Source organism: Dyella jiangningensis (assembly GCF_003264855.1).
GTDB classification, from domain to species: Bacteria; Pseudomonadota; Gammaproteobacteria; order Xanthomonadales; family Rhodanobacteraceae; genus Dyella; species Dyella jiangningensis_C.
The window spans coordinates 1,183,390-1,209,450 of record NZ_NFZS01000004.1; the positions used below are offsets into that span (position 1 = coordinate 1,183,390).

Here is a 26,061-nt window from a genome sequence, read left to right on the forward strand (position 1 = left end):
TGAACCTGACCCCGCTTTCAAATACCTTGGTCGCCCCCCTTTGCTGGCGGCCTGGGAAGCCCGGACTGGCCGTACTGGCCCCCTGACAATTCTTGCGGCAAGATGCTGCGACCACAGGGGGGAAAAACATGGAAGCATGGCGCGGTGCGGATGCACCCGGTCGTACGATCGTGCGTGTGTTAGTCAGGCCATGCGCAATGGCTGTGGCCGTGGCAATGGCACTTGGGTTGTCAGGTTGTGGCGGTGGCGGTGGCGGCGGCAACGTCAAACCCACGCAGCCGACGTCTCCCCCCGTAGGTCCAACCGGCTTCACCGGCGGCAACATCGACGTGGGCGCCAACACCGTCACCGTATGGCCGGACAACCTGAGCGGCTCGATCAATCTGATCAAAGGCGGCGCAGGTACTCTGACGCTGACCGGCACCAATACTTATAGCGGCGGCACCACGATCAACCAGGGCGTCCTGCAGATCGGCAATGGCAGCTGGGCCGGCTCGATCACCGGCGATGTGGTGGACAACGCGCTGCTGGTGTTCAATCGCAGCGACGACATCACCTTCAATGGCATCGTCAGCGGCAGCGGTGCACTGGTGCAGGCCGGCAACGGCGCACTTATCCTCACCGGCGCCAACACCTATGCCGGCGGCACCACGATCAGCGGCGGCCTCCTGCGGATCGGCGGTGGCGGCACGACCGGATCGATCATCGGCGACGTCCTCAACAACGGAACGCTGTCCTTCGACCGCGCTGACGACGTGAGCTTCGCCCATGTGATCACGGGCACCGGTGGGTTCATCCAGGCCGGCACCGGCACTCTCTTTCTCACCGGCACCAATAGCTACACCGGCACCACGCAGATCGATGCCGGCGCACTCTACGTGAACGGCAACCAGTCCGCCGCAACGGGTGCGACCACCGTTGCCAACGGTGCCACGCTCGGCGGCTATGGCACGCTGGGCGGCGATGTCTTCGTGGCCGATGGTGCGGCGCTGGCGCCAGGTGACAAGGGGGCCACCGGCACGCTCACCATCAACGGCAATCTCACCCTGTCTTCCGGCTCGTTGCTCAATTTCGGCTTTGGACAAGCCACGGGCGGCACCCAGGCCGGCGACCTGGTCAACGTCAAAGGCAACCTGACTCTGGATGGCGTGCTCAATATCGACGTCGCGTCGGGCGGCGACCTGGGCCCCGGCGTGCACCGCCTGTTCAACTACGACGGGTCCCTGGTCGACAACGGCCTGACGCTCGGCATCATGCCATCCACGGGCTGGGCGGTGCAGACCGGCGTTGCCCATGAGGTCAATCTGGTCGACACCAAGGGCATGGTCTTCAGTTTCTGGGACGGCGATGCCGGTCCCAAGGGAAACAATGTCATCAACGGTGGCAATGGCACCTGGGCAACAGGCGGCACGAACAACAACTGGACCGGCGCCGATGGTGCCATCAACGCGCCTTTCAGCGACAGCTCTTTTGCCGTGTTCCAGGGTGCACCGGGCACGGTGACCGTGAACGATGGCAACGGCATTGTCCATGCGCAAGGCATGCAGTTCGCCAGCGACGGTTACGTAATCCAGGGTGATGCGATAAACCTCGTCGGCAGCGTTGACGATACGACGCAGTCCATTCTCCGGGTCGGTGACGGAACCTCGGCCGGCGCAGGCTTCAAGGCCACCATCAACAGCGCGCTCGACGGCGGCACCGCGCTGGTCAAGACCGACGCCGGCACGCTGGTGCTGGGCGGCAACAACACCTATACCGGCGGAACCATCATCAGCGGCGGCGTTTTGCAGATCGGCAACGGCGGCGCCACCGGTTCGATCCTTGGCAACGTGACGGACAATGCGTCGCTGGCGTTCAACCGCAGTGACAACCTGGCGTTCAGCGGCATCGTCAGTGGCAGCGGCGCAATGGCCCAGCTCGGTACGGGGAAGCTGACCCTGACCGGCGCCAATACCTATGCAGGCGGCACGATGGTGAACGCCGGCACGCTGGAGGTTGCTGCGGGAGCGGCACTGGGGGCCGGTGACATCACCGTTGGCGTCAGCAATGTGTCATATGGTCCCACGTCCACCTTGCAGGTAGATCAAGGGGCCTCGCTGTCGAACCACATCGCGCTGCAAGGTCGCGGAGGCCTGGACAATGCGGGCGTGCTTGGTGGCAACACGAGCGTTGCCGTGGATGCCGGAAGCGCCTATTTCGACACCCCTGCGGTGCAGAACCATGACGGCGGCATCATCCAGGGAAATCATGCTGGCATCGCGCTTTATGGTTATGTGGCTACCGTCCAAAACAGCAGCGGCGGACTGATAGAAGGCGGGGACATCGGCATCGACTCAGGCTATGGCGGCTCGATCGCCAACGATGGTCCCGGCAGCAACATTCGCTCCGTCGGCGGCATCGCGATCCGGGCGCTGCTGGCGGCGGGCACCGTTCAAAATACGGGAGGCGGCGCCATTGCAGGTGGCGCGGGCGCGATCGACCTGCAATACGGCGGCAGCATCACCAATGACGGCGTCGGCAGCTCGATCCGTTCCGCCAACGGTTTTGCCATCCGCGTGAGCGGCGACAGCGCGGTGGTAAAAAATACCGGGGGCGCAACCATTTCGGGAGCGACGACAGCTCTCTACCTGCAGCAGGGAGGCAGCGTGACAAACGCTGCCGGTTCCACCATCGAAACCACCGGGACAATGGCAGGGGACTGCGCGGGTGCCGGCGATTGCGCCATTTTTGTGGCCCCGGACAGCCAGACTGCCGGGGGCATGGGTAGAGCGCTGACGCTGACAAATGCGGGCACCATCGTCGGCAATGTGCAGATGAATCCCACCGCAGTCAACTTCGTGACGCTCTCGCCCGGTGGCTCCATTCATGGCGACCTCGACATCGGCTCGAACAACACGTCTCTCCTGACGTTGAACGGCAGCCCAGGCACCGTGCAGTTGTATTCGCAGGCAGTCACCGGCAAAACCACGTTCGCCGGCTTCATGTCGGGACCCACCAGCGGCACCTGGATCATCGACAACGACGATCTCAATCCGCGCAGCATCACCATCAGCGGCGGCACCCTGCAGATTGGCAACGGAGGCACGACGGGCTCCATCGGACAGGGCACTCTTATCAGCCTCTACCACGGCAGCCTGGTATTTGACCGCAGCGACGACGTGACGTTCAGCGGCACGATTACGAGCTACAACTCGCAAGCGTACGACGGCACGCTGGTGCAAGCCGGCGCGGGCACCCTCACCTTACCGCTGTCGGGGGCCAACATCAGTCCCTCGCACATCGTGATCCAGAGCGGTACGTTGCAGATCGACAACACGGGCAACGTGCCCGGTAGTCCGGTCGGCAGTACGTTTTTTGGGTCAGATATCCTGAACAACGGCTCCCTCGTATTCGATAGCTCGCTGGCCATTTTCGGCGGGACCATTACGGGAACAGGATCCGTCACGCAGAATGGCTCGTCCGCACTGATCCTTGCGGGGCTCAACACTTACACGGGCGGCATGACGATCAATACCGGTTCGGTCATGTCCATGAATGCCTTGCCTGGCGACGTAACCATAAACCCGGCGGGCACCCTCGACGGTTACTCGGGCGCATCGGTGCATCCTGGCGTGCCCGGCATTGGCGGCAATCTCACCAACGCCGGCAAGATCGCGGTCCATGGCGGCGATACGAACGTGGTCGGCAATTACAGCCAGCCATCCACTGGCACCCTGTCAGTCAGCCTCGGCAGCAAGCTTGCAGTCGGCGGAACAGCTGCGCTCAACGGAGGCACGCTCGAAATCACCGGCGCCGACGGCGGCTACGTCGGCAACGCGCACACGAATGTCCTTACCGCAACCGGTGGCCTGACCGGCACCTTCGGCCAGCTGGTCAAGGACACCGGCGTGGTGTTCACGGCAACCACCATCAACTACGACGCCAATAGCGCGTGGCTGGATACCACCGGCCTCAACGTGACGACCGCCGCTGCGGGCAATGGCGTGTCCTACACGCCGTCTTCGTTCGTCAGCGCGCAACGCGTGCAGGGCGCGTTCACCCAGCTGGACAGCAAAATCGCCGCGGGCAATCTCTCGAGCGTGTCGAGTGGCTTCGTGCAAGCCGCCGGCCAGTTCCAGCAGGCGCCGACCTTGCAGGCGGCACAGGCCTCGTTGCAAAGCCTCTCCGGCCAGTTGCACGCCGCGAGCGCGGCGATGACCTTCGAGGCCATCGATGCATCCAGCCGTGCGCTGGCGGATCGCTTCGACGATCTGCTGGGCAAGAACTCCGGTTTCGGCATGTGGACGCACGATGTCAACGTGGGTGGCGATATGGCCCGCGCCGGCTATGACGGTGTCGGCTTCCAGTTGAACGGATGGCTGGTTGGCAACGATCGGCGGATCGGCAGTTCCGGCGTGGCGGGTTTCGCTTTCGGCCAGAGCCAGGGTCGACAGCAGCTCGATCAGAGTTATGACCGCAACCACAGCCGCAGTACGGAAGGCATGGTGTATGCCGGCTGGCGCAATGGCGACTGGTACACGCAGGGGCGCGTCGGCTTTGGCCACTTCCAGCAGGACGTCAGCCGCCAGCTGCTGCTGGGCACGGGCACGCAGGGCGTATCCACCGACTACAGTGGCAACTACAACGTAGCCTATGGCGAGAGCGGCCTGCGTTTGAACTGGGCCGGCACCCGCGTCACGCCCTTCGCCAATCTGGAATACGCAAGCATCGAGCGCGGCGGTTTTGCCGAGCAGGGCGCCGGCGGTTTCGGCTTGCGCGCCAACGCCCAGACGCTGGATCGCTGGCAGGCCGGCCTCGGCCTGCGTGCGGCCCGTCACTGGGACCTGGACGAAGGCCGCACCATTGATTTCAATGCCAGCGCGCAGTTCCGTCGCACGCTCGCTTCGCAGGGCGATGCGTTCAATGCCAGTTTCGTCGGCCTGCAGCAATGGCAGCCACTGGTTGGCATCGGCCTGTCGCGATACAGCGGCGTGTTGAGTGTCGGCCTCAATGCAACGCTTTCGGCGCGTACGTCGTTGAAATTCGGCTACGACTACGAAAAGGGGCAGCGTGACCAGGCGCAGATGCTCTCGACGCAGGTGGTCGTGGCGCTCTAGGGGCGCGCGGTTTCTGAACCCGCTCAATCAACAAGAGGACGATAGGCGCGGACCACGGGCTTTCCCTTTTCCAGGTCGTACCGCGCCTGCAGCGCCAGCCGGTAGAAGGCGGTGGTGTCGAGGGCGAGGGAAAGGCGGATGGCGATGTTGGGGGTGCTGGGGTGGGTGCCGTCGATGAAGGCTTTGATGTGGCGCGCGGATATGCGGGTGCGACGTGCGAGTCGGGCGGGGTTGAGTGCGTTGGGGATCAGGTAGGCGTGCAGCAAGAAACGACAACGGGGTCAGGCTCACTTCTGGACTCCGGAGGAGTGAACTCGACCCCGTTATTGTTGGAATGGCGAACCCGCCATCTGAACCGCCAACTGGCGATCGTTCTTAGTGGACGCTCGCTTGAACAGCCCCCAAGCAACTTCAAACCCGCCGCGCAACGACAACGAGTTCAGAAGACTCAAGGCGCATCGGCAAGCGGCAGCGACTTGCCGTCGACAATCGTGATGTCGAGCGCCAGCGCGTCGAGGCCCTCCACGCAACCGAGGTTGACTCGATAACGGTCCTTGCCGTCTTCGCCAGCGACGGCACTGTAGATAGAGATGCCACAGGTCTTGCAGAAATAGTGGCGCAAGACCTTGTCGTTCTAGACGTATACGGTCAGGTCGCTCTCATCGGCGTGCGGCGTGAAGTCGGCGGCTGGAATGTAGTCTGGCGACAGCACCGCCCCCCTGCGGACACACAGCGAGCAATTGCAGCGTTTGCCGGACGTGATCTCGGGGCTGCGAAACGAAAAGCGCACGCGCTTGCAATGGCAGCGAGCGTGGTACTCCATGGGCTGATCTCCTAATGACAATAGCCGCTGCTTGAGCGCCAGCGTGACGGAAAGCTCATGTGGCGCGGGCAAGCGACGATCCAAATCCTGTCAATCGCTAGGACCATCGCGCTAAAGCCTGGGTTCTAAACCGTCCGCTTCGGGTTGCGACTTCAGTCGGTCAACGCAACACCTGGGCGAGATCATGTTCTGCATGCGTTTCAACGTTTTACGACTATTCGGCAGCTTTCCTAACGTCTTCCACAGCCCCTGAATCCATTCGACCCTGGAATTGAGGCACTTCCTGACTACCGGCCTTGAAGCAATGAACCTGAGTCCGGATACCGTCGCAACTCGCCTTCTGCTGACCAAGCATCTGGGTGTTGCGTTGACCCATTGAGCCCGCAGTCGTTAGCGGACCTCTACACCAACAACGAATGCACGCCAAAAGCTACGGCGATGCAAACCAATTCGACTCCGATCACGCCGGCGTAAAAGCGAATCCTACGCTGAGGTTGCTCCGCTATTTCCAGCGCCCTGAAAATCATCCCGTAGAAGAATGTATAGATCAGGATGACGACGACCAAAAGCGGAAGGTAGACCACGGCGCTATGCCCGAGGGCTGCAACCCAGGTGGCGGCCAGAATGGGCACCCCGGCAAGCATCATCCGCCGCCTTTCGGCTTGGCTCATCTCGCGAACCCTGAACGCGATCATCGGACTAGCTATCTCCTAGTGATCAGTCTCGTCATATCCAACTTGTCCGCGGTGAGTCAGAAGCCGACTCTAACGCTTGACCTTAATCGTAGGTGGTTTGCCGTCGAGCAGAATGTCGGCACCCCGAAAACCCTCTGGCGTTGCGTCGGCCGACAGGACTTCCTTGGCGCAGTTCAGCCAATCCGGAAATACGGCTCCGTCCATCGGCTCTTTGCCGCCGCTTTCGGTATCCCAAAGCGACAAATCACTCAGTAAGGCGCCAATCTCGCCGGGATTGCCCCTCAACTCGAAGTGGAGACTCAAGTAGGCATGCATGATGAGGAACGCCTGCCTCAGCGTTACCTTTGTTTCCATTGATATCTCAGTCGACATCCAATCATTCCTCCTCATGCACACCCTTGCGAAAGTCCGCTCCGGGTCGGAAGCCAACTTACTTTGATTGCGTTCGAAATGCCTTCCACCAGCCCCATAGGATGAAGCCAATACCGCTAAGTATGCTTGCGCATACGGCAATGACGCCAAGCAGCACCAGCGCCGGGATGTTCAATTTCCAGCCAAGAGCGCACAGGCCGGCACCGAACAAAGCAACTAGAACGGCGATTACACCGCAAGTTGCCGGTCTCAGTGCCTCATCCGTCTCATCGAAACGCATCGTCAAATCCGAATGAACTCTATTCTGACCCGCTGCTCGGTGAGGTCCGCTCCGGGCCGGGAGCAGACATTTCTGTGTGCCGACTGACACAGTCGCCTAGGAACACGTGCTTGGAAAGAGTCGGCAGTCGATGTCTTGGATTAGCGAGCGATTGCAGGAGTTGTGATGTAACCGATGCACTCCACTTCCAGGGCGGCCCCTAGAGCCAAACCCGTTACGCCAAAGGCGCTCCTCGCAGGGAATTTCCCCGCCTGAAAATAGGCCCGATAGATCTTATTGAAGTCATCCCAGTTCTTCATGTCGGCTAGCATGACGGTGCACTTGACGATGTTCTCCGGCCCCATCCCCGCGAGCTTAGCCGCAGACATTATATTGTCCATTGCGAGATGCGCCTGGGTATCGAAGTCTTTGCCAAGGCCCGATGCATCGTTACCGATTTGTCCAGAGAGATAGACAGTGTTGCCGGCACGTACGGCAGGTGAGAAGGGATAGGTGCTCTCGCCAGTAACATAGTGCGTGATGCTCTCCTGTGCAGATGTGGCATGGACCCCAAACGCACTCGCCAAGGCGACGGTTGCAACGGTTAGCGTTTGAATCAAGAGGCGGGTCATGAGAACGGTCTCCTTGTGAAGGGGCGCTACATCGAGCGTTGTTCCGAGGGAGCACTATATCGGCTCGGGAGCAGAAGCTCCTGCTCTTGCCTGTGGCGTCCAAGTCTAGTCAAAAAAGCGGACGCGGCGATCCCATAGACGGTCACTCCGGCCGGGACGCTTGCCAAGAACTCCTAGCATGTCCGCTTCGGGTTGCGGGTTCAGCCGGTCGTTGCAACGACTTGGCGGAAACCGTCGGGACATTTTCTGCTTCGTAACCGGCCACTACCCCGCCGGGCGCAACCCATCGGGTCCGCCCGGGCATTTCATCCCGGCCTGCGCCCTCTTCGTCGCTTCAGGGCCGCTTTCGTCGCATGGAGTCTGAAGACGGGGCTCGTGGTGGCTAAGCTTCATGCGATTGACCGAAGCGCCCGCCTCGCCCTGCCCGGGAGTCAGTTATGCGTTGCATTGTCGTGATGATTTGCCTGTTGTGCTCAGCGCGCCTGTTTGCCCAGAACGATGCCGTGGCGGACTTTGTCGACGAATACGCAAATGCGCACAACTACAGCGGATCGATCCTGGTGCAATGGCACGACGGGACCAACCTGATCAGGAGCTACGGGCTTGCCAGCATCCCCTTCCGGGTCGCCAATACGTCGCAGACGCGGTTCAAGATTGCTTCGATCACCAAACTGTTCACCTCGGTATTGATCCTTCAACTGGTCGAACAGGGCCGGCTCGCTCTCGATCAGCCCATCAAGACCTACCTGCCGGACTATGTGGGCGAGGCGGGCAGCAAGGTAACCATCCAGCAACTTCTCAACCATACCTCGGGCCTGCCGAGTTTCGATGCGGTTACCGATCAAGCCACGGCGCTGAAGCAAGGCATTCCCGTCTACCAGCTGCCACACACCAGTGATCAACTGTTGGCGCAGTTCAGCAGCGGCAAGCTCATCAGCACGCCAGGCGAGAAGTTCAACTACAACAATGCCGACTACGTTGTGCTCGGCCAGATCATTTCACGCATGTGTGGTCAGCCCTACGAGCAGGTGCTCAAGGAGCGCATCCTCGATCCGCTGCACATGATCGACAGCGGCGTGCTCCACCATGGCGACATCGTGGACCGGCTCGCCGATTCGTATTGGTACCCCGACGACAAGAAAGTCCTCTCCCGGGAGCTGCCGGTGTATCCGGAAAACTGGTACGCCGCCGGTGCCATGTACTCCACCACGGGCGATCTCCTGAAGTTCGCCAACGCCCTGTTCGCCGGCCGGCTGATTGCGCCAGCCACCTTGCAGCAGATGATCAAACCCGGACTGGACGAGTACGGCGACGGCTTGTGGTCCTATCAACTCACCGCCAAGGGCGCGAAGCATCCGGTGATCAAGCGACCCGGTCTCATCATGGGCACGCAAGCCCAGTTCTTCCACGTGATGGACCAGGACATCACCATCATCATGCTGGGCAATACCAGCGTGATCGACTCCGATGCCCTGGTGGAGGACATCGCCAAGCGCGCTATCCACTAGCGGCATACCGTATCGACGAGCAAAGGCGTGGTCTCCATGAACCCCGCCACGCCCAGCGCATGCCCGCCATTCTTGTGTCCGCTTCGGACGTTCGATGGAAAGCACGCCACGCGGCCCAAACCAGGTCTGCCATGCGTCGGAAGCGGACGATTCACGTATCTGCTTAATCAACGAGAGGACGATAGGCCTGGACTACGGGCTTGGCCCTTTCCAGATCGTATCGTGCCTGCAGAGCCAGCCAGTAGAAGGCGGTGGTGTCGAGAAATGGAGAAAGAGAGCCAGAGTCGACTTTTTGGAAAAAGTGAACTCTGCCCCTCTTTCCGGTGCACGCGATTCATCTTTGCGCAAGGAATCGAGGGGCAAACTCGCCTGGCAATGATTTCAGCCTCGTGCCTCGTACGGAGATAGACCCATGCGTACCCCTTCCCTACTGTTGGCCGCTTCCCTCGGGCTTGCCCTGACTTCCCACGCAATTGCTTCCGATCGTCCCGACCCGGGCAAGTTGACTACTCGCTGCCTCGACGCTGCAGCGAAGAAATTCGACGTGAAGAACGATTACATCCAGCTGCAGCCGATACAAGCCGCCGATGCCGGCTATACGATCACCGGCACCGCCGACGCGGGCATGGACGGCAAGAAAAATTTCAGCTGCCAGTTCGACAAGAAGGGCAAGTTGGCCAACCTCGTCCCCGAGGGCAAGTAAGTAGCAGATGGGTGCTGCGCCAAGGGCGCGGTTACCCATCGGCCAACAGAATAGGTTTCGAGTGCTCTAACAAAGAGAAAAAGGGGTCAGAGTGCGTTCCCTAGAAAAAGTACTCTGGCCTCTTTCTTTCAGGTTTTCGCTTGTGATGACGAATCCGATCCAAACAGCCGGCGATAAACCTTCTGCTCACCCGTCAGCATGTTTCGTACCTGGGCTTCGCTGAGCGTTCGCCACGTCCAGGTGATTCGGGGAGAAGCGCTTCTCCAACTGAAGCGGGCCCATTCACCAGGCTCTCGCATGGTTTGAGCGATGGCCACGACGTACTGCCCATTCTCCGACCGACATAGCCAGTTGGCGTCGATCTGAATCAGATCGCCATAGCGTCCTCGCATGGCGTTGTTGGGCCAGCGGTGAAGTACCGACAGCCGTGAGGCCGGAATTTTCGCACCACCGACAAGCGCGGTCTGTTCGTCAAAGGATCGCTGGAGGAGTTGGTCGCCGCCCCTCATACGACCAGCCAACTGCAGCAGCATCGGCATCATCAACGCCACCAGTATGAATGCCACTAACGGACCCACGACATCTCCTTCGGCCTATTGAGCGACTCTTAGAGGCTCATACGTCTTGCGTCCGGTCATGCATATCGGGTCGGAAGCAGACATCACGGAGCAAGCTGCTCGGCCCGCTCCAGGAATAGGCTCTGCAAGTCACCGGCCAGATTTCGCGCGCCGTAGGTCAGGCGAAATTCGCCGTCGACGTCCTCCAATGCACGCGTCCCATCGATAACGCCCAGCACATTGGCGGTCGTATCAATCGCGACCTGACGCGTCAGTTCTATAAGTACTTCCCGCTGTTCTGCGCTCAGATCACTGAAGATCGTGAGTACGCGCTTCCAGTACGGGTCGAAGGCATCCTTGGGGTCGGTATTCAACAGCAGGGCGCGATAGATGGCGTGGTTATCCTCCACGACCGTGGCGTGGAGTTTCCAAACAAAGCTCTCTGGCGTCATATCCGCTCCCTTGTCCTATCGAGATGGTTAGCCATACATATCACCGTCCGCATCGAGTCGGAGGTGGACGTAACGACTCTGTCCGTAATCAGTACAAGCCCGCAACTAATGCAATAGCTGGAACTGCAACCAATGTCGCTGCCATCAGCGAACGCTTCCTGGCCTCGACGAACGAACGACCTGAGAGCCAAAGTGAGCAGAGAAGGCACATGACTCCGACCAGCAAGACAGTGAGGGACACATGCCTCTGGCTTTCGATGGCCGCGCGGGGCACCGTCGGCGCCGGGTCACCAAGCTGAGACATGACGCCGTAAAACGCGAGCAGCCAGCCAGTGACTGCAAGAACCAATGCCAAATTCGCCAACCGGCTCGCGCTCATGTCTCCCCCAGTCAGACCCCAATCGCTTTTCCGTTAAGGTCCGCTCAGGTCGAAAGCGGACCCTTTCACGATACCCAGACTGGAAAGCGGATGAGCACTTGCCACCTGTCTTTGGTGCGACGGAGATACACGTAAAACCCCTTTCCGCACAGACTTCCGCAATACTCGGCGACGTACACGACAGCGATATCTCCGTCCGGGGAATAACCTGGAAGGCTCACGGCCGTCCAACCAGTGGCACCGGGGAAAGATTCGTACAGTTTCTTCCATGCCTCGTCCAGCGATGCCTTCCCTGCCGCAATGGATTCACGATCGAAAAACCCTTGGATCTCCTCTTTAGGGTGCAATCGTGCTCCCCTGCAGGCAACGCTTTCTGGCAGCGAGGTGGTGGAGTCGTTTCTGCGTTTCAGGTCAGCAAAAGCACCTGACTCATCAGCTTCCCCCATGTCGTCGCGCTCTCGTGGCGCAATGGTTTTGGACGAGAGAAGTTCAAATCCATCCTGGGCTTGGCATTGCGAACTTAGGACTACCCGCAAGATGGCAGCATCTTCTCGCTGGATTGTCCGGGCATGCGGGTCGGCGAGTGCCGACAGGCAAGGACACGCAAGGAAGGTAACGACAGCGACCAGGCGTTTCAGCATCTGTCCCCCAAAAGGCTTGTGCCTCAATTTGGTTGCATGTCGCCATGCCTGGCATGTCCGCACTGGTTCGGGAGCGGACATGCCATTTATCAAATGTCCGGCCAGTTCGTTAGCCCGTGGACAAGCAAAAGAAGCATGCTGGCAGCCGCCAGCGCACTGAGAACGATTCCAGCCCAATAGAGCTCAGGGTCCTCGGATCTTTTGTATGTTTGGTACACGAGGGTTGCGCTGCCCGTCCTAAGACCCTTAGCCGTGATGCTTGTGAAAACAATGAAACAGAGCAACTGGACCCATGGTTGACTGATCCAGTAATCCAGGTTTACCACATGCCTTCCCCTTTTGAAGGTCTTTGGCCTCGTCCCCTGACATCCACCCTAGGTCGGAAACGGACACCCGGATATGGGTCAAGCTCAAACGCCCCATACCAAAGCCGCTTAGTCAGCGAGCGGACGATAGGCTCGGACCACGGGCTTTGCCTTTTCCAGATCGTACCGTGCCTGCAGTGCCAGCCAGTAGAAGGCGGTGGTGTCGAGGGCGAGGGAGAGGCGGATGGCGGTCTTGGGGTGGTGGGGTGGGCGCCGTCGATGAAGGCTCGGATGTCGCGGACGGATATGCCGGCGCGGCGGGCGAATTGGGCGGGGTTGAGGGCGTTGGGGATCAGGTAGGCGTGCAGCGGGATGTCGCCGGGGCTTCGCAGCGGTGCGAGGGGTCCACGTCCAGATGCGCGGTCAGTTGGAGCAGATCTAAGAAGCGAGGTCAGGTTCACTTCTCGCATCCCAGGAGTGAACCTGACCCCGTTATCACTTTCTGCGATTAGTTGGGAACGGCGCAAACGCCCGTGAGTAGCCACATCCCAGTGCGATCCTGCGGCAGGAACTGACCCTTGCGCCGGAGGAAGGTCGGCGAGCCGAGGACCTTGCAGTCGCCCGAGTGCGGAGTGCCTTCAGTCAGGATGCTGATCTCGACATCGCCCGGCTGCAGCATCGGGTCTTCTTTGATGTCCTCCTGGCTAATCTCCTCCAGACGAACGGCATTGACACGAAGGCCAACGTTCGCGAAACGCACTCCCAGATCGCCCTCGACCGTAGACACGGACTTGAGAAGGCTCTGGATTTCTGATGATTCCTTCATCCACTTCGGATCTGCGTGGGCCAGCGTGCTGGCCATCAGAAGAGGCGCGATTAGGTAGGCGATACGTTCCGTGCGCATGGCGGGGTCTCCTTGGGGGCGGCGATTCTACCCTTTGCGCGCGGGTTAGACCTTGTCTTGGCTCCGCATTCGCGGCCGCACCACAAGGGCGCAGATCGCTTACGTCCGAAAGAAGGGTTGTTGGTCACCTCTCGCCCTCCCAGCAAGCAAGTGAGGTCAGGTTCACTTCCAACTAAAGCGAAGTGAACCTGATCCCGTTAGTCGACCCCGTTGGCTAAAGCTACACAGCGAGGTAACCGACATGGCGCGAGCAGCGAACAGGTGAGAGCGTCAAAAAATCCTGAGCCAATCGCTCCGGAACCTGTTCACCCTCACCCCAACGCTTTGAGGAGAAGCCCATGTTTGGAATCTCGCCGCCCGGATGGATACACACCCTCGGCAGCCTCCCGGCCATTCCGGCCGCCGTCTATATGTTCGGCCGCTCCGGTCGAATTGTGCCTCGCTCGACCGCAGGCACCGTCTATCTTGTTTCGATGCTGATCGGCGCAGCCACCATCGCGCTCATTGCACACCAGTCGGTCAGTTACGTCATCGCGGGCGCAACACTCGTGCTATTGCTGGTGGGCTATGGCGTCGAACGGCTGCCCTGGCGGCAAAGCGCGAGGCGATACATCGAGACCATCAGCCTGACGCTGACCTCATTCCTGCTCGTGTTACCCGCAGTTTCCGAAACCCTGCGCCGTGTCCGGATGGTCACCCGCTGGTGACGGACCCGAAGTCACCGATTCTTCTTGGAGCCATGGGAGCGCTGCTGGTACTTCTCATCGCCGGTGTCACGGCACAGGTCATCTATATGCGTAGGCACAGACAGCTGGCTCAGACAGCATGAACACCGTGGCGAGCAGCCAACAGCAGAGCAACGGGAGCGGGTAGGCGCACTGGTAGCCATGGGGCCGGAGGTAGTTCGACCGACTTAGCCCGCTTTAGCGTCTAGCGGTGAAAAGGGGGCAGAGCGCATTCTTCTGAGAAAAAGCACTCTGCCCCCTTTTTTACGTGCATGTGAGCACGCGCACGAAGATCACGGGCGGCCGCTGAGCCGGTGGAAGGACCATCACACGGTCGCGGTGCTAGCCGCGGCCGTTGTGGCGAGTTCTTCGCCGTGGCCGCGCGTTAGTTTCGCGGCGGCGGTTGCCCTTAGTGTGCGCGGCAAACTCAAACGGGGCATCGTTCACTTCTGAACTGGAGAGAAGTGAACCTGACCCCGTTTTCGGCCCGTTCGCGTGCTACTCCTGCTTCATGGAGCGAGGATGTTGGGAACCGCCTCAACGATTTTCCAAACTACGATGCCACTCAACGCGAGCCATGAAATGATAGTCATCCAGAAGGCCCCCGGACTCTCTTTTTGCGTGGTCATCTGGCCATTTATCATCACATGACCCTCTCGAAGCGATCTGTAGACACAACGCAGAAAATAGTAGATGACGGCCACCCCTAGGAGCACGAGCAAGCAATCAGTCATTTGGAAGAACTGGCTACGGCTCATTACCCTTCCTCAAATCACAAGCACTCTGAACAATATTTAGCATGGCGCCTACTCCAAGTGCTTCAAGTCTTCTTCAACGACACCGCCCATAAGACTGTTTACGGCTTCTGCCATTACGGGTCGTTCGATTACTTTCGCGGGGACATTCAAGGTGTAAAAAGTTTTTCCGGAGACAGAGTTCACAGGAAAAGCCTTTATAGCTGGCGTGACTGTAGTTGTTAATGCCCGGGCACCCGGCGCGGTAGCACTACCCGCCATTCCTGCAAGCCCCGTTACAAGCCCAACGTTCAACGACTGTTCGGGGCTCGGGGCCGGATTACCCTTGGCGACCTCGCCAATGGCTTCAGCTCCAGTGCCGACTCCCGTTCCTACCATGAAATTGGTTGCCAACTGAGCCTCCAAGGTTAAACCGCTTGCCGCGGCAGCACCTCCAGTCAACCCCATCAAGCCACCCACGACGGCCCCTTTTCCAGTCTCGACCGCCAGAGCTCTACCGTTGAATGAACCTGCTCTAGCTTGCTTGTAGCCCTCAATGGCAGCGCCGACCACTGCGCCGACCACTACTCCTACTGCAGCCGTGCACAAATTGGCGCAGCGTCCGTCCGGATCGACGTACACGTACGGGCTATTGTTGGCATACCCATATCTGTTGAAGTTGAATACGTTGGCCACTCCTGGCATCGCCGGATCTACGCTCAGAAATCTTCCGACGGCCGGGTCGTAGTAGCGCGCCTGCATATAGACCAACGCTGTGTCCATGTCGGTCACATGCCCTGTAAAGCCTGGCCCAGCACTTGCTCCGCCCAAAGCCAGCCCACCATAAGGCCTATAGTCGAATGTTGCCGTAAGTCCCCCTTGCGCATCAGCTTCCGCCAACGGAGTCCCTTGGTGATCGGTATAGATGTAGGTCACCGTCCCCGCATTGGCGAGCGATGAGATCAGACACAGCAGGAAACAAGAAAAAAGCCTCGCGATCATGTGGGTCATTCCTCTCAAAGTCAGTAGACGTCGACCCAGGGCGAGCAGCCATTGCCGTTGCAGGCCCGCAGACGGTAAGAGTTCTCCAGCCAGGGATAAGGCGAGGTTCCGGACTCCAAAACGTAAGAAAGAGCAGTACCGGAATAGACCGTCACGCCATTGTCAGCCCGCACAATTTCGTAGCGCGTAGCTCCCGGCACGGCATCCCAATAGACCGTCCAGCTATCGATCCTTCCTTTCGTGGAAAGATAGGGACCGCTGAAGTTCGGCGCTGCAGGCACCAAGCTGACCGCCACATTTACAGTGCCACTCCAAGCACCGCAGCCGGCAGTATTGCAGGCCTGCACGCGATAGCCGTAGGTACCATTGCCTTTGCCACCTGCTCCCCAGTTGGTGGCTCCACTGGCCTGCACCGTTGTCCAACCACCGCCACTCACCTGCTCTTGCAAGGTGTAACTGGTCGCACCGGCGACGCCGCTCCAGGACACCGTGTAGGTACCGGTGTTGCTACTACCTGGCGCGCTCAACGAGGGGGCCGACGATGGGGGGATCGTTACCGCGACTGTACCGCTCGTGGCATAGCCGCTGCAGCCGTTGGCATTGCACGCCTTGACACGATAGACGTAGGTTCCCGATGCACCCACAGAAAACGAGGTGCTCGTACTACCTGCGTTGTAGATCACCGACCAACCACCGCCGTTCACGCTTTGCTCCAACACATAACTGCTCGCGAATGCACTCGCCGTCCAACTGACACTCAGTGATCCGGTACTGCTGGCAGGCACGCTAATCGAGCCCGGCGTCGGCGGAATATGCGCAATACTGACGACAGCGGAGGTCTGTGCTGCGCTGCAGCCGATGGCATTGCAAGCCTGCACACGGAAGCCATAGTTGCCATCTGCCGGCCCGCTGACGGTAAAGCTGGTGGCGGTACCGCTGTAGATCTGAGCCCACGCATCCGTATTGAACTGGCGCTCAATCTTGTAGCTTGTCGCCCCTGTTGTTGCTGACCAACTGACATCGATCCGAGTTAGGTCCGCAGCCTTGGTTGCGGAGATGGTTGTCGGCATGGCCGGCGCGGTTGGCATCGCCGGCACACTGAAATTACCCGAGCCTGCAATCAGTGCATTGTCATTACCTACGGGCGATATGCCGTGGATATAGATGCTCTTCCCGGCGTACTGTGCGCGCGTTGCGTCGGCCACCGAGATACCAAAGCGAAAGCTTCCGGAGCCGACACCGCATGCAGTCGCCACCCCAGCCTCGCTTGCCAGGTTTGCGTTGTAGGACCCAATGAAAGTCCCAGTCCCGGCGGGACCACCCACGTAAAGGTGCACTGCAATCGATTGAGTGATCGAGGACGAACACGCCCAGCCGTTGATCTTGGCATTCAGTCCGTTCCCATCAACGGATACGCCATCGATGTTGCCACGAATGGCCGACGCCGAGCCCTCGTTGCGGGCAATTAGCTTTCGGCCTAGATAGATGTAGGCCGTGGTCTTCGCATTGGCCGTATCGAATTGATAGAGGAGCTGCCCTGCCTGATTATAGAAATAGTAAGTCGACGAACCGTCCGGCCTTGCCTTTTGCACTCGCCGCCCGGAAGCGTCGTAGTAGTGGCTTCCGTAGCCAGGAATGCTGGTCAGCTGATTCTTTGCATCGAAGAGCAACGCGTTGCCGTTCTTATTGGTCACGTTGCCGCGGTCGTCATATCCCAACGTCATCACGGCATTACCTGCCTGGGTAATCGTCATCAGGCGATTGGTGCCGTCGTAGTTGTAGTCAAACGCCTGCCCCGCAGTCATGCGCTGACGGATGTTGTTGACCGGGTCGTAGGCATAGCTCTCTGTGCCCCACAGCCCATCGGCCTTGGCCTGGGTGAGGCGATTGAGTGCGTCGTAGCTCATCTCCTTGGTACGGAGGCCGCCGGCAATGTCCGTCAGCTTGGTGATGTTGCCGTTCTTGTCGTAGGCGAGATCTTCGCTGAGATTGAACGCACCGCCCTTGGTATAAGTGAAGTTGCGCAATAGGTGGCGCTCGTTCTTGTCGGTGATGTACTCCGCTCCGTTGCCGTAGACAAAGTACTTAATATCGCCGTCCGGATCGTAGCTGACGTTGCTGGCGAAGCTGCCCGCCCGTGTCGGGCGGCCCAATGCATCCGGTGCATAGTCCACAACCGTGGTGTCGGGATAGGTGATGGTGCGCACGCTACCGTGACCGTCGTGCTCGTAACGGAGCACGTTGCTCCCATTACCGGTGACATTCAGTGTCTCGGAGGTCAGCTGGCCCAGCTTGTTGCGGATGCCCACCCAGGAGGATAGCCCTGAATCGGCTTGCTTCACGTTACCAAGCGGATCATAGGTATAGACGGTGCTCTGCGTCCCACTAGGGGGCAACAGCGTCTTTACGCGGTTCATCGCATCGTAGGTGCGCTGGATCTTGGCGCCGTCAGCCACCACTTCCTGCCCGCAGCCATCGCCTGAAATCCGTAGACCCGATGCCGTCCAGGCGACGTTGTCGGCTGCATCGTAGGCCGTCACCTCGCTATAGCTCTCCGGCTCCGAAGTGCGGCACAGCCGATAGTAGCTGTCGTAATAGAAGCGTTTGACCACATCATTGCTGTAGCCATTCGCCGTACCCCACTGATGGATCTCTTCCGGATTGCCATACACATCGCGCGTGACGGACTGATTGACACCCTCCGGTGCCTGCAACAGCGTCACGGCGTCGTAAGCCGGCTGATCAAACACCTGGTAGCTGATCGTCGTTGTGAAGCCTTTGGGATCGGTTACTTGTTTGCGCGCCCCGGAAAGATAGACGGTGGTTGCGGTGAGCAAACCGAGTTCCGAGGTCTGCGAGGTGGTTTTCAACCTTCCCAAAGAATCGTAGGCGCTTGATGTGCCCGCCGACATGCCCGCCAAATCCGGGCTGCCAGCGACGGGATAGGACGCGAACGTCTTTTGGCCCTTCCAGTCGTAGTCCGTGCGAGTACTCGTATGCGAGTTGCCATTTGAGATGTCATACGTGTCCGAGATGACCGGACGTAGCAAGGCGTCAAAGTCGGTCACCGATCGAGCATTCCCCTTCGTAACGGTTCGCCGCCAATGGGTGCCATTCACACCGCGGTCGGCGCCGATCAACTGGAAACTGATGGCCTTCGGATACCACGACACCTCATCACCTGAAGGATAGGTAATGTAGGCGAGACGGCCCAATGCGTCGTAGTCATAACCAGTGGTATTACGAGCCTGGTCCGTAATGCTCCTAATTTGACCGAAGTCATCTACCACCAGCGATTCGCTGGTGTTGTCGGGATAGTTGATCGTTTGGGGAATGCCCCGCTTGTAGTTGCTCAGCGCTGTCGTGTTGTTATTGCCGTCGGTAAAGCTGGCTAGCAAACCCTGGCCATTGAATGCATAGCTCATCGCGAGCTTGTTGAAATGCCAGCGCTTGGCCAGCGTGAGACTACTGGGGTCGTACTCGTTGCGGGTGACCGTCTCGTTCCTCGTCAAGTTATCCGTTTGCAGAGGCAGTCCTAGCACCCAGTGCGGCCGGTCATTGAGATATGTGGTGCGCTCTTCGATCACTGCTTGCCCGGGTATGCTGTTGTAGCGCCTGGTCTGCGTGACTTGAGCGAACTCATTGAAGCCAGTGGCTTCCCACACGTAGGAATCGCCGTCCTGGATGGTTGTCCTGGAGCGTACAGGCATCTCCTGCGTGATCTTGTCCGAGTTGAGGTAGAGCACCGGGTTGTATCCATACCTCGCGGGCCATGGGCCTCCCGCAGGGTCCGCGTAGGCCAGCACATCCGAACGAACGGGATTGCTCGCCACAGCGCCACTGTAGTAATCAGTACGAAGCAGCTTGCCTTCGCTTGCGTCGAAGCGATTACTAAAGGTGTAGCGCGTGTAGTTTCCCGAGGGGTCCTTTACGTCCACCTGTTTGGTTGACGGACAACCGCTTCCACACTCAGACGCCCAGCTGGCTACCGCGGTTGGATAGGTATAGATCCATTCTTGTGTCGACAGTCCTGCGCCAGTGAATTGCTTCCTGGTCAGCGCAAGGTTGTTGTAGTAGCGCGGAATTCGCAGGTAGCCACGCTGATCCGTCTCCTGCGGCGGAACCTCACACATCTCAGGCACGGCCGATCGACCATGACGCATCGGCCTCGCTTCAAACGTGGCAAAGAGCCCCGATGGGCTGGTTGCACGCCCAGTTACGGTGACGTTTTCCGGCAAAGTGGGGTCTGGGCAATCGCGCGGCATGTCCTGCATGTAGGACTTGACCTCGTAACCTAGATTCTCGAACTGATAGCTCCATTTGCTGACGCTGTCGGGCAGCGTCACACCGGTCAGCGTGTAGCCCGTGATTGTCTTTTGATATTCATACCACCAGGTTCGTGTCTGGTTACCCGCAACCACATTGATTTGCGCGATCTGAGTGCCATCGGCGTTGTAGCCGAATGTCACAAGGCGACCGTCACTCGCTTCAATGCTGCTGATTTTTCCGGCGGTATAGTTGTAGTGGACCCAATTGCCGAAGCGGTCCTCCACGGAGGTCGCAAGCATGTAGCCTTTCTTGCGGAAGATGACGAAGTCGCGCGCATCTCGATAGACGAGATAGTTCAGGCGATACAGGGTTCCGTCCGGGGAGAAGACAACGAATGATTCGCCGGGCTGCCCATTGGCAGTCGCACTGGCGCAGGCCACCATCCAGTGGTCTTTGGTGGTCGCGACAAACTGATAACCCGGTTTCTGAGGGCGCACCGGATTTACATCCGCCAGAATCACCACGTCTTGCCCGCTACTTCCTGGCATGTGTAGACGGTATCCCTCATTCCACCACTCCTCCGCTTCGATCGGAGGATTTCCCGGGCGCCCCATAAGAATCCAGGGCGGCTCACGCATATTGGTGCAGCGATCCGTGTAAACCAGACTGTTCACGACCCAGCCGGTGTGATTACCAGAATCGGAGGTCAGCGTTGTGAGACGAGGTATTTCGATATCCCAATCGCCAAACGCCCCGTTGCCCTGACGCAAGGGAATGTCACCGTCGGCCCTGAAGGTGCGGGTGATATCGATAGAGGGACCGATGCCAGGGACATGAATATCGGTTTGCGTGAAAGTGAAGGAGCCGTCGTAGAGGCTGACGGATTCGCCGAAAGGATTCTCTCCCAGCGGATTGATCTCCTCATCGACTCGAATGAGCTTCTTGTACTCGTTCTCCGGGTAGATCGCTTGCGACCACGCGGACACAGAGCACAGTGCCAGCACGACGGCCAGCAGCGTTCCTTGAATCTTCATTCCACATCCCCTGGCTTTCGTCCCTTAGAGGCAACCGCGCACGCAGTTGCCAAGCACTCCTGTAACGACAGCGACTCCCCAGCCGCGCCGCCTGCGCCCCGTTTGGGGCGCAGGCCTAGACCAATAGCAAATCGCAAGAACTTGCGCAAGCGCTCCGATCCATAACTGGCCTCGACATAGAGGCACCGACTGCATTAGCGCGGGAGGGGACGAAGGTCGTTAGGCGGGATTTGCTCAGCCCCTTTTTCCGGAATGCCGGCGAATTTCTGTTGCCTAAGCCGCTTAATCAACGAGAGGGCGATAGGCGCGGACCACGGGTTTTTCCCTTTCCAGGTCGTACCGTGCCTGCAGTGCCAGCCAGTAGAAGGCGGTGGTGTCGAGGGCGAGGGCGAGGCGGATGGCGATCTTGGGGGTGATGGGGCGGGTGTCGTCGATGAAGGCTTTGATGTCGCGGGCGGATATGCCGGTGCGGCGGGCGAGTTGGGCGGGGTTGAGGGCGCTGGGGATCAGGTAGGCGTGCAGCAGGATGTCGCCGGGGGCTCGCAGCGGTTGCGAGGGGTCCACGTCCAGGTGCGGGGTGAGTTGGATCAGTTCCATGGGTTGTCCTCCCTGTCGGGCACGACCGCACGGCGGATAGGCGCTTACAGCGCTCCGTGTCAGTGAATGCCCGGTGGCTTTGTCGGTGATCGCCCGAAGCGGCGCATCGCCATGCCGGCCGATGCGCCGCAGTGGCGATCATCGGATGCGTGGCGTGTTCACTCGGGGCTCGTGACCGAGCAGGCTGGCGTATTGCTGGAGGCAGTGGATGGCCGTGCCCAGGCTGGCCGTGACGGCCATGGGAAGCGGCCATTCCAGCGTTCTGCCGGGGAATCCCCGCGCCTGTGCCTTGCGGCATTGCTCGCTGTCGACACGCAGACGCGTGAGGGCGAGCACCGCCAGGGCGATGTCACCGCGAGTGCAAGAGCGCAGGGTTTCGGGCCACGCCGCACGTGTGTGTGACGGGTAGCCAGATGGAGGAGTGAGGGTGCCGTCAGGGGGAACGGACGGGCGAGTGCGTACCGTATGATCGTGGGTAGCCATGATCAACTTCCATGAGTTGGTGATGGTTAGCGGGTCGTGGGTGTTGGTAGCACTCACGGCTCGCGCCTCATGACTTGGTGGTCATGGTCGTTCGCGAAGCTCTTCAACACGACAGCGCGAGTGACTGCTCGACCCTAACAAGCAGGATGCGCATCGTCTGTCAGGGTTGGGTGAGATGGGTGTCCGCCAGGACGAGGGCGAGCGTGACGGCGCCAGACTAATCAAATGTCGGCGCGCTTCCGGGGTAAAACTGAGGGAGGCGGCGTGATCCTCTCGCCTTACTTTTTACTCAGCTCATCCACTTTCGACCAATCCAAAACCTCTCGAACCATCGGCCAAGCTCTGGACGTCCTCAGAAAGCCCCCCGCATCCCTGAGCACAATGAGCGAGTAGCCCAGCGCAAACGCCCATGCAAAAAGAGGCGACCGCAAATGGATCATTGCTGCGACTGACAGACCACCGACGACCAATATGAAGACGTAGAGGCGCCAGCTAAAGCGAAATAGCGCGAACACAGACATGTCACGATCGCGAAAGTGCACGTAGAGATCCAATTGACGCTTCTGTGTTCGATTCATCTTGCCCATCCAAAAATATGAGCGGCATCTTTGCCACCGACCGGTTTGTCTCGCTCGAGCTGCTTACGAGAGGTGATGTGGCGAATGCCCCATCCCTGTCAGGGTGTACTCAGAACAACACAGCGCTCCGATTCTTCACCAGCATCAGCCACCGGACTCGGTTCAATGCACGCTTCCGTGAGCAAGATTTCGTACAGATCAACGCGCCCTTTCAATCCCGCTAGCCACCAGGCACCGAGATAGGTGAGCAGCAGCATCCACAGCAGCAGGCCGCCAACCATGTGGACCCGGCCAAGCGCCTCCCAGTCACCGAACTCCCAGTCTTTGAACTGCAGATAGAGCAGACCGAGTACTGGAAGCACACCCAGCCGCTCCACGCCGCCGGCGATCAAGCCAAATCGATAGGCAAATGTCGCCTTGCGCCCTTGCAAGAAGCGAAGGCGGCGGGACCGTTCTTCATACGGGAACGTTCGCAGCCACGTGAGCACCCTCTGAAGCTCTTCAAAATCCCGATCAAGATCGGACGCGAGACCCACATGCTTGTGCGCAAAAGTCCCCCACACGCGTCGAACAAAGCAGACGACGCTCACGAGCACCCCAGCAAGCTCAAGCACCAACCCCACCTGGACGATTCGAAGTCCGGTCGAGCCTCCGATCAAAGTTCCAACCAAGGAGGCGATCCCCGCTATGAGAAAGCCGAGAGCGAAAGACCATCGCTCGACCGCGCTTGGCGACGGATCAGCTGTATTAAGTAACGCTTGGCTTACTTCTCGCTCCAGGTATGCGAAGTCCAGCGACCGGCGTGACATGCAATCTCCCTAGGGGATTGTTCCCTTCAAAGGTGTCCGTCAAATCCGGACCTTCTCAGAGTCGAGTTTCAGAGAAAGTGCACTCTGAACCCTGTTTTGCCAAGCGCCGCCTGCGGTCATGGGAGGCGAGGCGGCCCAGCGTCATGTTTGAGATGCTGCCTGCTGTTGGGGTAGAAAAACCCTATGGAACTCGTCCAGGGCGCGAAGTGCTTGATCAGGGACAACCTCTCCCGCGATCATGATGATGACCTGTGCCCCGGTCCCAATGACCGCTTCGGAGTGGCTGAGCGCCCCTTTGAGGTTCTCAGCGCCAAACGCGGCACCGATACCGTCGCCCCGCGTATAAGCCCCCGCAATTTGGCGTCCACCATGGACGAAATCATGAAACTTCTCCCCTGCGTTCTCATAGAGCTTGGAGAACACGGGAAGTTGATCGAAGGGCGGCATTTTCTCGATGGCTTGCGCCATCTGGTTACCACCAGGCAACGGACCACCGTCGAGGAAGTTCTGCAACTGCTCGTCTGTGGCACAAAATGCAATCCATGTGCCCCGTTTGAATTTCTCGTTCATGGGGCGCAGAAGAGAGAAACAAGCGCCAGCAAACTCTTCGCCATGTAATCTGGCCAACTCGACTAGCCCGGCGGCATCGTCAAAGGATGCGCGGAGCAACGCCAATGCGACCCGAACTTTGTCCGGAACGTCGCCAGGGAATTTCAAGGTGTGGAGGATGGCCCCCATCGTTTCCAGCGATCGACGGACGTTCGTGGCGTGAGCTTGAATGGACTGATCAGTCATAGTGACTTCCTGGAAGCACGGCGCAACTCTCGAAATAAAGAGAAGGCTACGGGGCGGGGTCGAAAATACTTTGGCGCCTATCCATCGCCCCCAGGGGCAATCATTCCAAGCCGAAGCCGCGGGAGCTGCCCACTGTCGATGCCGGTGTTGATCACCCGGTAATACGCCTCAAAGAACAAGTCCTCGCTGGGGAGGTGAGCGGTGTACATGCTGAGCTCCCCGTAATCGAGGGCGATGCACGGAGCGTGGATGTCATTGACCAGTGCAAGGATCTGTTCGCCATATTCCCGGAACGAGTCATTGAACAATTCTTTCAGGACAACCAGAGTGGCAATGTTGAGGTGATCCACCACGAGCTCGTGCTCGTCATCGTCGATGAAGAAGGCCAATGGTGACTGTGATCGCACGTATTTGACTGCACCTTTTACCTGACCCAGCGCCGCCTTTAATTTCTGCGAAGAATGTGCGCGCTTCCTTGCCATGGTCTGGCGTAGGGTGCTCTCGGTGTTCGGGCTGTCCTTAGCCTGGATCAGCAGGAGATGGCTGTCGGTGACCACCATTACGTCAGCGATTTCCTCTTTGTCAGTCACCCTCAACGGAGCAAGGAAAATCTGGTCGGGCCGGAAGACGCGGCAGAGCAAAGCGACGATGTCACGCTCCTGATAGGCACCTGGCTCCTCTCGGACTAACGATGTTTGGCTGTGCCCGGGGCTGCCGTGATAGGTGTGATGGTTCGGACGCATGTCGCCGATGAAAATGTCTTCGGGGAACAGAGGTTCTGCAAAGTCGACTGAAATGGCGTTGGCGTCTTCTGTTGGTGTCCGAAGCCCAAACCAGAGTGGCATATGGTCCTGGATGGCCCTGACGCCTTCGTAAGAAAAGGGCAAAAAATTTGCCATTTCAAAAAGAAGTCGGGTCTCCAAAGGCATGGAAATGGTGGATCGATAGCCAAGGAATTCCCTGCCGAGCTCATCAAACAGATGGACATCCAGCTCAGGTCGTAACAGTGCTGACCTTAGAAATCGGGTCTCAAATTCATCGAACATCGGCGTCCGCAAGATCAGCGGCTCGTCTCCATCATCGAAGAACGCTGTAATGAGTCCGACGGTGGCGCACCCATCGACCGTGGATGGCACGACATACATCTTGAAGCCGCGGTTCAGTCGTGCGGTCAGAAGCATTTCCTTGGTGCCTTTGATCAGCAGAATGGGGCGTGGAGCGCCACCGATGCGCAGGGCACGCAATCCGGCCGGGAAGTTGATGGCTTCGGCCATCAGTTCGGGATGGGTGATGGTGAGCATGGCGGCGCGAAGTAATTGGGATCTATCCGTGGGGACCAGAATGAGGCGGACGTAGTTAGACCGCCTTAACTATCCCCGCTCCTTTAGCGCCCCATAAGCGCGAATGTCAGAACAATGGATAGGACACCCAAAACAACCGATATCAAGCCAAGCACGCCGGAGAGACGCATTGCGGGATCGGGATGGGACATGGCGAGTTGAGGCAGTTGCCAAAAACGAGCCTTGGTTATCTCCAGCTCCAACTGGCCGGAGACATTGGTACGCCCCCGCTTTCGTAGACGGTTAGCTGCTGGATTTTGAGTTAGCCGCCTCGAACATCATTGGCGCAAGGCCACCCAGATGTCCATGTCGGCGTTGCCGGTTGTAGAAAATCTCGATGTAATCGAACACATCGCTGCGTGCTTCCTC

At 59.1% G+C, this 26,061-nt stretch carries 21 protein-coding genes; 4 read left to right on the plus strand and 17 right to left on the minus strand.

Features of this window, described 5'->3' with window-relative positions:
* Positions 1-215: 215 nt before the first annotated feature.
* The gene (locus CA260_RS17945; RefSeq protein ID WP_272946574.1) at positions 216-5,096 is read left to right on the plus strand and encodes an autotransporter-associated beta strand repeat-containing protein; all 4,881 of its coding nucleotides are present in this window, start codon (positions 216-218) and stop codon (positions 5,094-5,096) included.
* A gap of 23 nt (positions 5,097-5,119) precedes the next feature.
* Here CA260_RS17945 and CA260_RS17950 read toward each other — a convergent pair whose 3' ends face one another.
* The 6 genes from CA260_RS17950 to CA260_RS17970 all read right to left on the minus strand — a co-directional run bounded on the left by CA260_RS17950 (position 5,120) and on the right by CA260_RS17970 (position 7,877).
* On the minus strand, positions 5,120-5,362 hold the full coding sequence (locus tag CA260_RS17950) for a helix-turn-helix transcriptional regulator (protein ID WP_111984357.1): 243 nt from the start codon (positions 5,360-5,362) through the stop codon (positions 5,120-5,122).
* Between the two features lie 182 nt (positions 5,363-5,544).
* Positions 5,545-5,718 (minus strand): hypothetical protein, encoded by a 174-nt coding sequence (locus tag CA260_RS21210; RefSeq protein ID WP_172461893.1) that lies wholly within the window; start codon positions 5,716-5,718, stop codon positions 5,545-5,547.
* Positions 5,719-6,320: 602 nt separating this feature from the next.
* Positions 6,321-6,590, minus strand: a complete 270-nt coding sequence (locus CA260_RS17960; protein WP_146745374.1) for a hypothetical protein — start codon at positions 6,588-6,590, stop codon at positions 6,321-6,323.
* Between the two features lie 93 nt (positions 6,591-6,683).
* Complete coding sequence (locus tag CA260_RS17965; RefSeq protein WP_111984360.1) at positions 6,684-6,986, minus strand: hypothetical protein; 303 nt, start codon at positions 6,984-6,986, stop codon at positions 6,684-6,686.
* 58 nt (positions 6,987-7,044) lie between these two features.
* The gene (locus CA260_RS20990) at positions 7,045-7,266 is read right to left on the minus strand and encodes a hypothetical protein (protein ID WP_146745375.1); all 222 of its coding nucleotides are present in this window, start codon (positions 7,264-7,266) and stop codon (positions 7,045-7,047) included.
* A gap of 140 nt (positions 7,267-7,406) precedes the next feature.
* Positions 7,407-7,877: a RidA family protein gene (locus CA260_RS17970; RefSeq protein ID WP_111984361.1), complete on the minus strand. Its 471-nt coding sequence runs from the start codon at positions 7,875-7,877 to the stop codon at positions 7,407-7,409.
* 437 nt (positions 7,878-8,314) lie between these two features.
* Between CA260_RS17970 and CA260_RS17975 the strand changes: the two genes are divergently transcribed.
* Together CA260_RS17975 and CA260_RS20995 are read left to right on the plus strand one after the other, a co-directional pair.
* Positions 8,315-9,385, plus strand: coding sequence for a serine hydrolase domain-containing protein (locus tag CA260_RS17975; RefSeq protein WP_111984362.1), 1,071 nt, complete (start codon positions 8,315-8,317; stop codon positions 9,383-9,385).
* Positions 9,386-9,797: 412 nt separating this feature from the next.
* On the plus strand, positions 9,798-10,088 hold the full coding sequence (locus CA260_RS20995; RefSeq protein ID WP_146745376.1) for a hypothetical protein: 291 nt from the start codon (positions 9,798-9,800) through the stop codon (positions 10,086-10,088).
* Positions 10,089-10,216: 128 nt separating this feature from the next.
* Here CA260_RS20995 and CA260_RS17980 read toward each other — a convergent pair whose 3' ends face one another.
* From CA260_RS17980 to CA260_RS18005, 4 genes are all read right to left on the minus strand, one after another.
* The gene (locus CA260_RS17980; RefSeq protein WP_146745377.1) at positions 10,217-10,654 is read right to left on the minus strand and encodes a hypothetical protein; all 438 of its coding nucleotides are present in this window, start codon (positions 10,652-10,654) and stop codon (positions 10,217-10,219) included.
* Between the two features lie 95 nt (positions 10,655-10,749).
* Positions 10,750-11,097, minus strand: coding sequence for a hypothetical protein (locus CA260_RS17985; RefSeq protein WP_038621554.1), 348 nt, complete (start codon positions 11,095-11,097; stop codon positions 10,750-10,752).
* 444 nt (positions 11,098-11,541) lie between these two features.
* Positions 11,542-12,117, minus strand: coding sequence for a hypothetical protein (locus tag CA260_RS21000; RefSeq protein WP_146745378.1), 576 nt, complete (start codon positions 12,115-12,117; stop codon positions 11,542-11,544).
* 813 nt (positions 12,118-12,930) lie between these two features.
* Positions 12,931-13,326 (minus strand): hypothetical protein, encoded by a 396-nt coding sequence (locus CA260_RS18005; protein WP_111984366.1) that lies wholly within the window; start codon positions 13,324-13,326, stop codon positions 12,931-12,933.
* A gap of 338 nt (positions 13,327-13,664) precedes the next feature.
* Between CA260_RS18005 and CA260_RS18010 the strand changes: the two genes are divergently transcribed.
* A complete protein-coding gene (locus CA260_RS18010) occupies positions 13,665-14,033 on the plus strand; it encodes a hypothetical protein (RefSeq protein ID WP_238149809.1) in 369 nt (122 codons plus the stop codon).
* Between the two features lie 824 nt (positions 14,034-14,857).
* Here CA260_RS18010 and CA260_RS18020 read toward each other — a convergent pair.
* The 7 genes from CA260_RS18020 to CA260_RS18055 form a co-directional block, all read right to left on the minus strand.
* Positions 14,858-15,787 carry an RHS repeat domain-containing protein gene (locus tag CA260_RS18020; RefSeq protein WP_172461894.1) on the minus strand — a complete coding sequence of 310 codons (930 nt, stop codon included), beginning with the start codon at positions 15,785-15,787 and terminating at the stop codon, positions 14,858-14,860.
* A 20-nt stretch (positions 15,788-15,807) separates the two neighbouring features.
* Entirely contained in the window at positions 15,808-21,090 is a 5,283-nt protein-coding gene (locus tag CA260_RS18025; RefSeq protein ID WP_111984369.1) for a chitinase N-terminal domain-containing protein, read from the minus strand.
* Positions 21,091-21,372: 282 nt separating this feature from the next.
* Positions 21,373-21,687: a HigA family addiction module antitoxin gene (locus tag CA260_RS18030; protein WP_111984370.1), complete on the minus strand. Its 315-nt coding sequence runs from the start codon at positions 21,685-21,687 to the stop codon at positions 21,373-21,375.
* A 1,159-nt stretch (positions 21,688-22,846) separates the two neighbouring features.
* A complete protein-coding gene (locus CA260_RS18040) occupies positions 22,847-23,557 on the minus strand; it encodes a hypothetical protein (RefSeq protein WP_111984372.1) in 711 nt (236 codons plus the stop codon).
* A gap of 141 nt (positions 23,558-23,698) precedes the next feature.
* Positions 23,699-24,352, minus strand: coding sequence for a DUF6988 family protein (locus CA260_RS18045; protein WP_111984373.1), 654 nt, complete (start codon positions 24,350-24,352; stop codon positions 23,699-23,701).
* A 77-nt stretch (positions 24,353-24,429) separates the two neighbouring features.
* Complete coding sequence (locus CA260_RS18050; protein WP_111984374.1) at positions 24,430-25,653, minus strand: hypothetical protein; 1,224 nt, start codon at positions 25,651-25,653, stop codon at positions 24,430-24,432.
* Between the two features lie 282 nt (positions 25,654-25,935).
* Positions 25,936-26,061, minus strand: a 126-nt coding sequence (locus CA260_RS18055) for an IS3 family transposase (protein ID WP_146745379.1), incomplete at its 5' end; no start/stop codon positions are given.

Excerpts from the sequence above, each read along its gene's own strand:
- CA260_RS17945 (WP_272946574.1), top strand. The coding sequence starts at position 216 with ATGGCACTTGGGTTGTCAGGTTGTGGCGGTGGCGGTGGCGGCGGCAAC.
- CA260_RS17960 (WP_146745374.1), bottom strand. The coding sequence starts at position 6,590 with ATGAGCCAAGCCGAAAGGCGGCGGATGATGCTTGCCGGGGTGCCCATT.
- CA260_RS17965 (WP_111984360.1), bottom strand. The coding sequence starts at position 6,986 with ATGTCGACTGAGATATCAATGGAAACAAAGGTAACGCTGAGGCAGGCG.
- CA260_RS20990 (WP_146745375.1), bottom strand. The coding sequence starts at position 7,266 with ATGCGTTTCGATGAGACGGATGAGGCACTGAGACCGGCAACTTGCGGT.
- CA260_RS17970 (WP_111984361.1), bottom strand. The coding sequence starts at position 7,877 with ATGACCCGCCTCTTGATTCAAACGCTAACCGTTGCAACCGTCGCCTTG.
- CA260_RS17975 (WP_111984362.1), top strand. The coding sequence starts at position 8,315 with ATGCGTTGCATTGTCGTGATGATTTGCCTGTTGTGCTCAGCGCGCCTG.
- CA260_RS20995 (WP_146745376.1), top strand. The coding sequence starts at position 9,798 with ATGCGTACCCCTTCCCTACTGTTGGCCGCTTCCCTCGGGCTTGCCCTG.
- CA260_RS17985 (WP_038621554.1), bottom strand. The coding sequence starts at position 11,097 with ATGACGCCAGAGAGCTTTGTTTGGAAACTCCACGCCACGGTCGTGGAG.
- CA260_RS21000 (WP_146745378.1), bottom strand. The coding sequence starts at position 12,117 with ATGCTGAAACGCCTGGTCGCTGTCGTTACCTTCCTTGCGTGTCCTTGC.
- CA260_RS18005 (WP_111984366.1), bottom strand. The coding sequence starts at position 13,326 with ATGCGCACGGAACGTATCGCCTACCTAATCGCGCCTCTTCTGATGGCC.
- CA260_RS18010 (WP_238149809.1), top strand. The coding sequence starts at position 13,665 with ATGTTTGGAATCTCGCCGCCCGGATGGATACACACCCTCGGCAGCCTC.
- CA260_RS18020 (WP_172461894.1), bottom strand. The coding sequence starts at position 15,787 with ATGATCGCGAGGCTTTTTTCTTGTTTCCTGCTGTGTCTGATCTCATCG.
- CA260_RS18025 (WP_111984369.1), bottom strand. The coding sequence starts at position 21,090 with ATGAAGATTCAAGGAACGCTGCTGGCCGTCGTGCTGGCACTGTGCTCT.
- CA260_RS18030 (WP_111984370.1), bottom strand. The coding sequence starts at position 21,687 with ATGGAACTGATCCAACTCACCCCGCACCTGGACGTGGACCCCTCGCAA.
- CA260_RS18040 (WP_111984372.1), bottom strand. The coding sequence starts at position 23,557 with ATGTCACGCCGGTCGCTGGACTTCGCATACCTGGAGCGAGAAGTAAGC.
- CA260_RS18045 (WP_111984373.1), bottom strand. The coding sequence starts at position 24,352 with ATGACTGATCAGTCCATTCAAGCTCACGCCACGAACGTCCGTCGATCG.
- CA260_RS18050 (WP_111984374.1), bottom strand. The coding sequence starts at position 25,653 with ATGCTCACCATCACCCATCCCGAACTGATGGCCGAAGCCATCAACTTC.